Here is a 12,174-nt window from a genome sequence, read left to right on the forward strand (position 1 = left end):
GGTGGTGCACGCTGCTAGGGGTTGCTGGATGCGGCGAAACGTTGGGTTTGCTTTCCTGTTTTTGCAAAACAACCCAGGGCGGCGCTCGCTCAGGCTCGCTTGCCCTGGGCTATATTACGTCGCCCTTTCAGGGCTGGAGAGCGAAGAGAGCGTTGATGCATGGGCGAATGCCTCGCATGTCAAAGATGCGCATGCGGGGTTCAAGATTGTGCATCAGGTGACTGTGAATGGTGGATAAATGACATGGGGAATCGAGCGTTAGGTGGATGCGCTGAGGCTTTGGGCTTGAGGCGCATTGGATCTTCTATGAAACTGCTTTTTGTGTTCGTCTTTTTTGCTGCGACGTGTCTGGCGGCAGAGCCGCATCTGCCGGAGGGGACGAGGGCGCTGGCTTCGGCGGCGGTGAATGGGAGGGGGCCGCTGGCGCTGGTGAATTTGAATCATCATGTGCTGGGGCATGCGCGGGTGTTTGGGGGGAAGGAGGATGATTTGTTTGTGGCGGGGTATGGGGGGCCGCTGGCGGTGCATTTGTTCCGGTGGGTGGATACGGCGGAGACGGGTGCGCCTGTGTTTGCGCGGCCGGTGGAGGTGAAGTGCGCGTTTAAAGACAAGGGGAGTGTGTTTCAGCGGAAGGATGGTGCGATTGTCGGACTGTGGATTGACAAGGATGCGCTGGTGACGACGGAGTTTGACCGTGAGAAGCTGGAGTTTCGGGAGACGAAACGTGTGAAGCTGCCGGGGGCGGTGAGGTCGCCGGGGAGCGTGGGGGTGCTGCTGAATGAGGATGGCAGCTATGATCTGGCATTTGAGATGTCGAACGGGGGCAAGGGGCCGGAGGGGAGCCCGAACACGGAGGAGTGGCGGCCGTTTAATTCATCGGGGATTGCCGTGGGAGAGCTAAGGTATCGCTATCTGATGGGAGTGACGGACAAAGGAGAAGCGAAGCAGATCACGAAGACGAAGAATGAGGTGTATTTTTCGATGCATGGCATCACGGGGGTGAATCTGGGTGCGGGGCATGAGCGTGATGTGGTGACGGGATCGCGACAGGGGAATCTGGTGTATTACCGGAACAAAGCGGTGAGCGGGTTTGAACTGGAGACGAAGCGACTGATTGCGGGGGAGGATGGGAATGCGCTGAGGCATCCGAGCATCAACCCGAGTGTGTGCGCGTATGGTGGCGGGCTGATCGCGTGCGGTGAGGGGTCGCTGTATTTTTACCGGTTTACGGGGAAGTTCACGCAGGCGGGTGCGCCGGTTTTTACGGAGCCGGTTTCGGTGCTGCAGGAGCATGCGGACCTGTATGCGGGAACGCTGCCGGCACCGACGACGGTGGACTGGGATGGCGATGGGGTGCTGGACATCCTGGCGGGAAATTCGGAGGGATTTGTGCTGTTCTTTAAAAATGTGGGGAGCGATGAGGAGCCGAAGCTTCTGCCGGCGACGCGGGTGCGGGCGGGCGGGCGTGAGATTCAGGTGCAGGCAGGCTATGCGGGGAGTTTGCAGGGACTGCAGGAGGCGCGGTGGGGGTATCTCTCGCCGAACGTGATGGATTGGAATGGAGATGAACTGCCGGATCTGATCACAGGCGACATCACGGGGAACTACATGATCTACATGAATCGTGGCACGAAGGCTGAGGCGAAGCTGGAGGCGGCGCATCCGATTTATTGCGATGGCATTGATCTACACGGGATGTGGCGCTGCCGTGCGGCGCTGGCGAAGATCGGGGAGCGGGTGGCGCTGGCGATCGTGGATGGAGACGATCAGTTTCATCTGTACTGGCGCATTGATGACTTCAATGTGGAGGATGGCGGGAAGCTGCTGCTGGAGGATGGAAAGCCCATAGGTGCAAGTGGTGGCGTGGCGGGAATGAGCGGGAGGTGCAAGCTGGACTTCTTTGACTGGAACCAGGATGGGAAACTGGATTTTGTGATCGGCACGGGACGGGTGTGCTCGATTCCTGACCGGGCGACGGGATACCCGATGGCGGCTCTGGGGCAGAATCCGGTGGTGGGCGGAGTGATTGGGAAACTGGTGGATTCCACGCTGCCGACGAAGCTGAAGAAGACGCTGGGAACGCCGCTGGTGATGCTGAACACGGGGACGAATGCGAAGATGAAATTTGCGAGGCCGCTGACGTTTCAGGATGCGGAGGGCAAGGTCATTCAACCGGGTGGTGCGCACGAAACGGGCGCGGTGGGCACAATGCTGGGTGGCAACGGGCCGAACCTCCTTATCTGCAACGAAGCAGGGAGATTGTTTCTGCTGCCGGGGAAAAAACTGCAAACGAAGCCATGAAGTACTTTTGTTTATTGATCGCGCTGTGCGCAACCGCACTGCGGGCGCAGGAAGTTGTTGTCATTGGAGGGACGCCTGGAGGAATCGCCACGGCGGTGACGGCGGCGAGGCTGGGGCATGCGGTGACGCTGGTGGAGTATCACCAGCGTATTGGCGGGATGAGCGCGAGCGGGCTGGGGGCGAGTGACATTGAAAACCGTGCGATGATTCAGGGATTTTTTCGCGAGTTTGTGGATCGCGTGAAGGCGCGCTATGTGGCGGCTTATGGAGAGAAGTCGGAGGCGGTGAAGCTGTGCAAAGATGGCTACTGGTATGAGCCGAAGGTGGCGGAGGAGGTGCTTGAGAGTTTTGTGAAGGAGCAGCCGGAGATCACGGTGCTGAAGCATCATGAACTGGTGAGTGCCGAGGTGAAGGATGGGCGGGTGGTGGGAGTGACGATCCTGAACCGGGGGACGAAGGAGAAGCGAAAGCTGAAGGCGAAGGTGTTTGTGGATGGGACTTATGAGGGGGATTTGATTGCTGCGGCGGGGGCGGAGTTTCGACTGGGGCGTGAAGGGCGGGATGAGTTTGGGGAGCCGCATGCGGGGCATATTTACAATGTGCCTGGCGGTGAGCGCATCGGTGGCACGGGTGAGGGGGACAAGCGGATGCAGGCGTTTACGTTTCGGATTCCGCTGTCTTCGAATCCGGAGAATCAGGTGCCGCTGACTGCTGCGCCGAAGGGGTATGACCGGGCGCGGTATCTGGGGTATTTTGATGATCTGAAGGGTGGGAGGTTTGGTGAGAATCTGACGACGATTGCTTTCACGGTGAGGAAGCTGCCGAATGAGAAGGTGGAGCTGAACATGAAGCCGCTGCCGCTGGGGTTTGTGTTTGCGGAGGAGAATGCGGGCTACATTGAGGCCGGGTGGGCGGAGCGGGAGCGGATCACCAAGAAGATTCGGGATCTCTCGCTGGGGCTGCTGTGGTTTTTGCAGCATGACAGCGAGGTGCCGCAGAATGCGCGTGAGACGGCGCTGAAGTATCAGCCGTGCAAAGATGAGTTTCCGGAGTATGGGCACTTTCCGTTTCAGCTTTATGTGAGGGAGGGCCGGCGGCTGGTGGGGGAGTTTACGCTAAGCGAGAGGAACATCACGGAGCAGGAGGGACTGCCGTCTGAGAGGAGGCATGAGGATGCGATCGCGGTGGGGGAGTTTCCGATCGACAGTTTTCCGATGCAGAAGCGGCAGCCGGGGGACACGGTGGTGCTGGAGGGTTACCTGGGCATGCTGAAGAAGATCACGCGGCCGTATCAGATTCCGTATCGGATCATGGTGCCGAAGAAGATTGATGGCCTGATCGTGCCGGTGCCTGCGAGCACGACGCATGTGGCGTTTTCAAGCATCCGGCTGGAGCCGACGTGGATGGCGCTGGGGCAGGCGGCGGGAGTGGCGGCGCATCTGGCGATCCAGCATGGCGTGGATTTGCGGAAGGTGCCGGTGGGGGAGATGCAGGAAGAGCTGGTGAGGCAGGGGGCGGTGTTGAGGCCTTGAAGGGGGAACGGAGGTGGGATGGGTGTTTGGGAGCGCTGTGCGGGTTGAGCGCGCTGGGCTCATCTCGCGGAGCGAGATGAGTACTGTACGGCGGGCTGTCGCCATGCCCATCCTACGTTCCGGAGTGGTGCCGCGCGTTATTTGACGAAATCGGTGAAGCCGGATTGGGTTCGTTTGAGTTCGGCTTTCATGGCGGCGCGGAGTTTTTTGAGGCGCTCGGCTTGAGAGGAATCGGTGATGAGGTTTTTGAGTTCTTCGGGATCGTTCTTGAGGTCGTAGAGTTCTTCGCCGGACTTGCCGTCGAGGTAGTGGACGAGCTTGAACTGATCCTGCACGAGGGCGCTGTAGAGCGGCACGCCTTGATGATTGTCCTGCTTGGCGCCGGTGAGGATGGTCTGGCTGACTTTGGCGCCGTATTCATTTCCCATGTGCTCGTAGTAGCATGCGTGCGGCCATGGGGTGTCGGGCTTTTCGAGAAGCGGGGTGAGATCGCGGCCATGGGTCTGCCAGGGGACTTTGACGCCGGTGATGGAGAGGAAGGTGGCGGCGAGGTCGGGGGCATTGACGGAGGCGGCGCACACTTTTCCGGTGGGGAAACGGGAGGGCATACTGATGATGAGGGGGGAGCGGTAGTTTGCGTCATAAGGCGCGAGCTTCGTACGGAAGCCGTGCTCGCCCATGGAGAAGCCCTGATCTGCGGTGTAGATGATGAGGGTGTTTTCGTACTGGCCGGATTCTTTGAGGGCGGCGATGAGCTGGCCGACGCCTTCATCGATGGCGGGAACGCATTCGTTCACCTGGCGCACCCAGTCGTCGAAGCGCTTGCCTTTCTTGCTTTCGCCGAAGGCTTCGCCGCCTTTCCCCGCCATGGGGTGGCCGTCGGGGCCTTTGGTCCAGGCCTGCATTTTGCTGAGGTAGTCGGGCTTGTCCGGGCGTGGTGGGAAGATGTCCGCGGGGATGGGAACCGGGGCATCCTTATAGCTGCCTTTGTGACGTTTGGCGGGGGTGGAGGGGCCGTGAACGCTGCCATAGCATACCCAGAGATACCAGGGCTTTGCGGCATCGCGATTTTTGCCGCGGATGTAGTCGAGCGACCACTGGGTGTAGTTGTCGGCGGGGTAGCCTTCGATGGTCTGCTCCTTGCCATCGACACTCATGATCTGCTGGGTGTAGTAGGCGCCGGCGTTTTCCGGGTGCAGGGGGCGGTTCCAGACGATCTGATGGTCCCAGTCGCGGCCCCAGCCGGTGTCTGTGCCGGTGTGCCATTTGCCGATCTGCGCGGTGTGGTAGCCCTGCCTGCGCATCTCGGCGGGGATGAAGGGGCACTGTTTTGGATCGTAGGTGCTGCCGGGGTATTTGCCCTCCATGGACATGGACTCGATGCCGTGCGGGAAGCGGCCGGTGAGCATGGTGGCACGGGAGGGCATGCACCAGGAGCCGAGATAGGCGGCGTGAAAGCGTGTGCCGTTTTTGGCCAGGGCGTCAATGTTTGGTGTCTTCACCCAGGGCCAGGAACCGGGATAGCAGCCGACGGTTTTTGTCGATTGGTCGTCGGCGTAGATGAAGAGGATGTTGGGGCGCTTCGCCTCCGCGGCGAGGGCGTGCAGCGTGAAGGTGCCGAGGAGGAGGCAGACGAGTGCTTTCATGGTGCGCGGGTTAACGTCGCGCAGGCGGGCTTTGTAGCCGGGAATTGACTCAGGCTGCATTCGTCCCCTGCGAAGGGGGCGGGAGCTTGGCCACGGGCGGGCGGGCGGCTCCGGGAGGCGGCTTCATCATGGGTGGTGCCGGCGGCTTGGCGATGGGTTTCGAAACCGGTGGTGAAGGCGGGCGGGCGAGAGGCTTGGTGGCACCCGAAGGGGGCGGTGGTGGCGGCTTGGCACCCGGGATGGCAGGGGGCGCGACCGGAGGCTTGGCGACTGGGGCGATGGGTGCGGCAGCGACGGGAGAAGCAACAACCGGTGCAACGGCTGCAGGTGCAGCCACCACTGCGGGAGGAACGACCGGTGAAGCAGCCACGGGCGGGGGCTTTGCCACCGGTGCAGCGGAAGGCCGAATGATGGAGGAGAGCACGGAAGACTGCGGAGGGCCGGACGGCGCCGCCTTGGGGGCGTGCACTTTTTGGATCATCTCCCAAAAGCGGAGGCCCCGCAGAAGCGGGTGCGCGCGCAGGGCGGCGAGAACGTTGTCCTTTGTGGCGGGCGGCTCGGTGACGAGGTGGTCGTAGGAGCCTTCGCGCTGGGCGGCGAGCATGCTGCCGAGCGCGATGAGAACGGCGGCCTCCGAAGCCGGGATGTGATGGAAGGTGTTCCTCGACTTGAAGGTATTGAGCAGCTCCATGGTGAGCTGGCCGGAGACGGGGGCGAAGTAGTTGCGCAGCAGGAGGGTGTCTCCAGCGGCCTCCTTGATGCGCTCCAGCACGGCGATGAGGCTGCCGCGCATGGCATCGCTGGTGACGATGCGCACCCGGCCGCCGCCCCACTCAAACCAGCGGTCGGAGCCGTCGAAGTTGTCGTAGGTTTTGCGGATGTCGCCCTCGGTGATGGTGACGGGCGGAGCGACCATGAACTGGATGAGATCACGGGTGCGCTCGCCGAGGTCGATGGCGGTGGGGTTGGCGGTTTCGGCGCGGGCCGCGGCCACAGCCTGCTGAAGGAGTTCGTCCACCTTCTCCGCCAGGGGAGTCTTGGGAACGGCCGACGCGGCAGGAGCAGGGAGAGGCGAGGGCACCGGCACCGCAGCAGGTGCAGGTAGAACAGCCACTGCATGCACCTCCCTGGCCACCTCCGCCACAGGAACCGCTGCGGGCACCGCCGGAGCCGCTGCGGGGGCGACCATGGGAACTGCAGGCGCGGCCACGATCACGGGTGCCGAAGGTGGAGGAGCAGCCACCGGGGCTGGCGGAACTGCGAATACCGGCGGCGCAGCGACTGGCTGTGCAGGCGATGACGGAGGAGCCACAGGCTGCGCAGCGACGGCGCCGATGACTTCAGGCGGCAGAGCCGACGAAGTGGTGCGCATGGCGTAGGCCTCGGCGGCAGCCGCCAGAAGATGACGCGGAAAGATGGCCCCGCCGCTGGTGAGACGTGCCACGTCTTCCTCCAGCAGCGGATAAATGGATGAGGTGATGCCGTCTTTCTGGCGCTGCTCGACAAGCGCAGGAGTCTCGAGGCGGCAATGGAGCAGAAGACGCTTCTGCTCATTGGCGATGGGCAGCATGTCAACGACCGGAAGGCGGAAGCCCAGCGGGGCATTGGAGTCCGGCACACCGACACGGCCGCGAAGGGCCTGAGTGAGGGCGGCATCCCATGCGGCGAAACGTTCAGCCACGAGACCGATGAGCACGACCCAGTTTTCGCTTTGATCAATGAGCGTGAAGAGGAGGCGCTGCATTTCATCGAGCTGCGGCTGGCTGATGACGAGGTCGAGCTGGTCGAGCACGAGGACGGCGGGAGACCCCGCTTGCGAGGCCAGTTTGCCAAAGAGCTGGATGACGCCACCCATTTCCGCGCGTGCCAGCGGCTCCACGACACCGAGGTACTTCAGCTCATTTTCGGTGAGATAGGCGGCGCCGGAGAGCCACTGCGCGGCGAGGTGCTCCTTGTCATCGCGCAGGACATTGAGCAGGCAACGCAGTACGCTGCGGGGCACCATGGGGTGCTCGGCCTCCAGGAGCTGGACCGCCTGATGGATCATCTCCTTGCGGGTTTCGAGGCTGATCTCCGCCCAGGCTTCATGGAGCTGAGGGAAGGTGAAGTCCTGCTCCACCACGGGCTTCAGCAGGGCGTAGGCGAGCAGGCGGAGCTGGCTGTAGGGCGCCTCCCTGCCCTCCTTGCTGCGCGCTGGATGACGCAGGCTGCTGACAAAGCGTGTGAGGATGAAGTTTTCCAAAGCCTCCGGCTGCAGGGGAGGATTGGGCGCATAGGCGTAAAAGATGGAGTCCGCACACTCGCGCCGGAGGCGGGAGAAGAGGTGGGATTTGCCCGAGCCGCCGGCACCGCGCACGAAACGCACCTGGCTGCGGTGCTGGCCGCGGACCTGGTCCACCGCGATGCGCAGGGCGCCAAACGGCACGGAGTGGATGTAGGGCACATCCAGAAAGGAGGCGGCATTCCAGAGGTCGTTCTCGCCCACGCTCGTGGAAATGAAGGGATTCAGGTCAGCATAAGAGGGCATGGTCTTAGGAGTCAGTTCGGGAGGCTGGAAAAAACGGAGCGGGATCAGGAAATCCAGCACCAGGAATAACCGGGAGGACCGAGAGACATCGGAACAAGCAGGGCGCGTTCATGTTCCGGGAGATCTTGCGGCCTTTCACAAGGTTCTAACAGGAGGTGGCCATTGTTGTAAAGCATCTCAAGCAAACTTCGTAAAACCTGACTATCAGCCACTGTGCCGCGTTCCGCCGCCCAGGCCTGATAGTGGGAGAAGGTGCGGGGGATGGGGATCATCATGGTGGAGGAGCGGGCGCGGTCGAGGTCATACCAGGCGCGCAGCTCGGCCTCGCCGGGAGGAGCGAGGGCGGACTCCGCCGGTGGTGGTGACGGTAGCGGCTGGGCAGGAGCGGAGGCATCCAGCCAGGCGAGGAGGTCTTCCAGGGTGGCGGGCTGGGAGCGGAGGCTGTTGACTGCGTCGAGCGTCTTTTTCAAAGCACGGCGCTGGGCGATGCTGAGAAGTGCTGAAGGCAGGGGCCGGCGGGAGAAGACGAGACGCCTGGTGCCGGGAAGCACGAAGGCGGCACCCTGGGCGACGACTCCGGCCAGGGCCGGCTCAAAATGAGGATGCAGCGCGGAGGGGAGCTTTGCTTTCAGCTTTGCGGCGGGCTGCTCTTTTTTGGCGGAATGGACCGCGTTTTTCAAGAGGGCTGTGGCAGCCGCCTCGGAGCTGTGTGGCGTGAAGAACGGGTGTGCGCCGGGAATGCGGTGCAGGGTGCCGGCGGCTGTCAACTGATCCAGTGCTGCGGCAACGGCCTTGGGCGTAGCGGCACGACCGAACTGCGGCCTGATGAGCCTGGTGATCTCCGTGGCTTTGAGCGGGAGCTCACTGCGGGTGAGGGCCTCATGGATGGCGTGATCGAGAGTCATGGCGGGTCAGCGGCGGGTGGTGGCTGTGTGGAGGTCCAGCCAGCCTGTGACGTCCTTCACCACTTCCTCGCGCTGCACATCGTGCAGCAGCAGATGATAGGAACGGGTGTACCAGAGGAGCTTTTTGTCGCGGCTGCGGATCTCGGCGAAGAGGGACTGGATTTGATCGGCGGAGGAGAGCACATCATTGGGCGAGGCCACAAAGAGGACGGGCATTTTCAAATGATGCGCGGAATCCGTGTTTCCATCCAGCATGCCGCCGATGGTGGACAGAAGGCGCAGGGAAAAAGAGCTGACGTGGTGGGGAGTGACGGCCATCTGGCCGCCGTGCGTGGAGTGGGAGGTGACCTGGATTTTTTTCTCGTCCACGCCGGCGAGCTCGCCGAGAGTGTAGCGTGTGCGCGGAGAGAGCCTGGCGGCGGTTTCGAGGAGAAAGCGCTGGAAGCCGCTGATGGTCTTGCGCAGGCCGGCGACGGGGGAGGCCATGATGATGCCAGCGGGATCAGCGCGGTTTCCAAGGAGGTCCGCGGCGGTGTGCAGGGAGATGAGGCTGCCGAGGCTCTCGCCGTACCAGAACACGGGTGTACGGGGGTGCCTGCGTTTCACCAAAGCGTGAAAGGTGGCGAGATCGCGCTGCCAGGCGGTGGCATTTTTGATGTCGCCACGCTCGGAGACGACGGGGTCATTCCCCTGCCCGCGCAGATCGTAGGCATAGACGGTGTAGCCATGCGGGGGGAGCTGCTCGCCCAGATACCAGAAATCTGACTTCGCGCCGCTGAGGCCATGCACCGCGATGATGATGGCGCGCGGTTTCACGCCGGCAGGAACCGGCCATGATTTGCAGGGCATGGTCTTGCCATCGTTGCTCACCCATTCATCGGTGCGCAGCGCGGCGGGGCCGCCGGTGATTTTTTTCACGGAAGCGCAGCTGCTCAGGACAATGACGACCGTGAGCATGAGCAGGCGCTGGAGAAATGGTGCGGTCATGGGTCAAGGGAGAACGGCCAGCGCGGACTCCACAAACTTCACCTGCACGCGCACGCGAGTGTCGAGGGCGAACTCCGAGGGGGACTCAAACGTGAGGGTGACGGGGCAGCCGCGCACGTGAAGCTCGATGGCCTCCGGCATGCCGGGAAGGTGCGTGGGCAGGGTGCGGCGGCGAATGACGCCGCCGCGCGCCCGCTGGCCGTCGATGTTTGTACGCGGATCTGGCGCGATGGTGGGGGCGCAGCGCCCGATGATTTCATGCCCCTGGGTCTTCCGCGCGTGATTGAGCTCATAGAGGTAGATGCCCTGGCCGTCGTAGTCTTCATGAAGGCAGAGGCCGAAGCGCATCGCACGGCCGGTGATCCACTGCTGCCAGGGGCCGCAGATTTCATCGGATGAATCGTGGAAGCGGCGGTTGATGTCGAGGCCGCGGTGATCGAGCCGTGTGTTGAGGACAAGCCCCGCGGGATTGAGGCAGGGGGCGATCAGAAAAGATCCGCGCCTGAGGTCCTTCAGGTGCTTTTCCGCCCAGGTGAGCAGGCCCCAGGCCGCGGCCGCCTCATCTCCATGCACGCCGCTGGAGAGATAGACGGCGGGCTCGCCAGCCTTTGCGGCGGCGGATTCCAGCGCGAGCACTGGCATGCCTGCCACCTCGCACAGGACCGTGGCCCGACAACCGGCGGCACGTGCGAGCATGCGCCAGCGCTGGATGAGATGCTGTGCGTCATGCGCACGATGAGTGGGGAGCAGCTTCACGCGCGGGAGAATGGCCGGGGCCGCCCATTCGTCATTCTGAATTCGTCATTCATGCCTTTTTCTTCTTCGCCTTTCCCTGCTTTGCGGGAGGAGCCGGCTTTGTGCGGCCTTCATTCTTGGCGACGTCTTCGGGCTCGGGAATGCGACCCTGGTCATTCGTCTGCTCGATCCAGGCATCCAACACCGAGCTGAGGCGCTCGCGCGCGGCGCGGTGCTCGGGGTTGTTTGATTTTCCGAGGTTGTGGATCTCAAAGGGGTCTTCCTGAAGATCGTAGAGTTCTTCCTCCGGCATGGTGGGTGCGGCGAGCACGGCCTGGGCGGGGGTGAGCTTGTCCTGCGCGGCGAGTTCCTTGATGAGATTCCACACGGGGTACTGCTTCTCCTTGTAGGCGTTGTGCTGGAGGAAGGGGCGGTCCGGGGTGAAATTGTGGATGTAGCGGTAGCGGGCATCGCGCACGGTGCGGAAGCGGAAGACGGTCATGTCGCAGCGGTCACGCGCGCCAAACACATACTCGCGCGGCGGCTCGGCATGGGCGCCCATGAAGACCTGGCCCTGCATGCCCTGGGGCTTGGCAATGCCGGCCCATGAGAGGGTGGTGGCGGTGAGGTCGATGGACATGAGAAGGCGGTCGCTGACTTTTCCGGCTTCGTAGCCGGCAGGAGCGGGGATGGCGGAGGGCCAGTGCATGATGAGCGGTGTGTGCAGGCCTTCTTCGTAGCAGAATTGTTTGGCGCGGACGTGCGCGGCGCCGTGGTCACCCATGAAGCAGATGACGGTGTTTTCCATGAGGCCGTCACGTTTCAGAAGCTCCATGACCTTGGCGATTTTGCGATCAAGCTCCGTGGCGGCGTCGAGATACTGCGCCATGTCTTTGCGGGTGACTTCATGGTCCGGGTAATAGGGGGGAATTTCAACTTTGGCAGGATCGGCATGAGGGGGAGCGTGGAAGGTGCGGTGGGTTTCCTGGAAATTGAGCTGGGCGTAGAAGGGCTGGTGCTGTTTCAGGTCGTCCCAGTTGGCGGAGTCGAAGGGCCTGGCGGGTTCTTTGAAATTCCAGTCGGTCTTGCCGGTGCCTTTGAAGCCAGCCTCGGGTGGCAGGTCCCTGACGTTTGCGGTGAAGTAACCGGCGTCGCGCATGCGCTCGCTGATGACTTTCACGCCTGCCGGAAGGGTGTAGCCGTCATCGCGATGGGAGCGGTGATTGTGCGCGCCGATGGTGGTCTGATACATGCCGGTATTGAAAGCGGAGCGGCTGGCGGAGCAGACGGGCGCGGTGGTGTAGTAGCGGGTGAAGCGCATGCCTTTGGCGGCGAGGGCATCAAGCACCGGAGAGGAAACCTCCTTGGCGCCGTAGCAGCCGAGATCCGGCCCGAAGTCCTCGGCGATGAGCCAGAGGATGTTGGGGCGCTTTTCCTGAGCGTGGAGGGAGATGGCGAAAGCAAGACTGAGAAATGCGAGGAGACGGATCATGCTCACAGCATGACTAAGAATGCCCCACTGACGCAAGAACGTATTTGCA

At 62.6% G+C, this 12,174-nt stretch carries 8 protein-coding genes; 2 read left to right on the plus strand and 6 right to left on the minus strand.

The window, feature by feature from the left end; genetic code table 11:
- The first annotated feature begins 306 nt into the window (after nt 1–306).
- Nucleotides 307–2,301 carry a VCBS repeat-containing protein gene (locus ACILSQ_RS12105; RefSeq protein ID WP_395743890.1) on the plus strand — a complete coding sequence of 665 codons (1,995 nt, stop codon included), beginning with the start codon at nt 307–309 and terminating at the stop codon, nt 2,299–2,301.
- Complete coding sequence (locus ACILSQ_RS12110; protein ID WP_395743891.1) at nt 2,298–3,833, plus strand: FAD-dependent oxidoreductase; 1,536 nt, start codon at nt 2,298–2,300, stop codon at nt 3,831–3,833. Before ACILSQ_RS12105 ends, ACILSQ_RS12110 begins: the two co-directional genes overlap by 4 nt.
- Nucleotides 3,834–3,970: 137 nt before the next feature.
- On the opposite strand, the gene ACILSQ_RS12115 is transcribed toward ACILSQ_RS12110, so the two are convergent.
- The 6 genes from ACILSQ_RS12115 to ACILSQ_RS12140 are packed head-to-tail and all read right to left on the minus strand — an operon-like array spanning nt 3,971 to nt 12,125.
- A complete protein-coding gene (locus tag ACILSQ_RS12115) occupies nt 3,971–5,479 on the minus strand; it encodes a sulfatase-like hydrolase/transferase (protein ID WP_395743892.1) in 1,509 nt (502 codons plus the stop codon).
- A 49-nt stretch (nt 5,480–5,528) separates the two neighbouring features.
- The gene (locus tag ACILSQ_RS12120; protein ID WP_395743893.1) at nt 5,529–8,006 is read right to left on the minus strand and encodes a hypothetical protein; all 2,478 of its coding nucleotides are present in this window, start codon (nt 8,004–8,006) and stop codon (nt 5,529–5,531) included.
- Nucleotides 8,007–8,050: 44 nt separating this feature from the next.
- Nucleotides 8,051–8,911, minus strand: a complete 861-nt coding sequence (locus ACILSQ_RS12125; RefSeq protein ID WP_395743894.1) for a hypothetical protein — start codon at nt 8,909–8,911, stop codon at nt 8,051–8,053.
- A 6-nt stretch (nt 8,912–8,917) separates the two neighbouring features.
- Nucleotides 8,918–9,898: an alpha/beta fold hydrolase gene (locus ACILSQ_RS12130; protein ID WP_395743895.1), complete on the minus strand. Its 981-nt coding sequence runs from the start codon at nt 9,896–9,898 to the stop codon at nt 8,918–8,920.
- A gap of 3 nt (nt 9,899–9,901) precedes the next feature.
- The gene (locus ACILSQ_RS12135) at nt 9,902–10,654 is read right to left on the minus strand and encodes a M14 family metallocarboxypeptidase (protein WP_395743896.1); all 753 of its coding nucleotides are present in this window, start codon (nt 10,652–10,654) and stop codon (nt 9,902–9,904) included.
- 49 nt (nt 10,655–10,703) lie between these two features.
- The gene (locus ACILSQ_RS12140; RefSeq protein WP_395743897.1) at nt 10,704–12,125 is read right to left on the minus strand and encodes a sulfatase; all 1,422 of its coding nucleotides are present in this window, start codon (nt 12,123–12,125) and stop codon (nt 10,704–10,706) included.
- Between the last annotated feature and the right edge of the window lie 49 nt (nt 12,126–12,174).

Source organism: Prosthecobacter sp. (assembly GCF_044227185.1).
Lineage (GTDB): Bacteria > Verrucomicrobiota > Verrucomicrobiia > Verrucomicrobiales > Verrucomicrobiaceae > Prosthecobacter.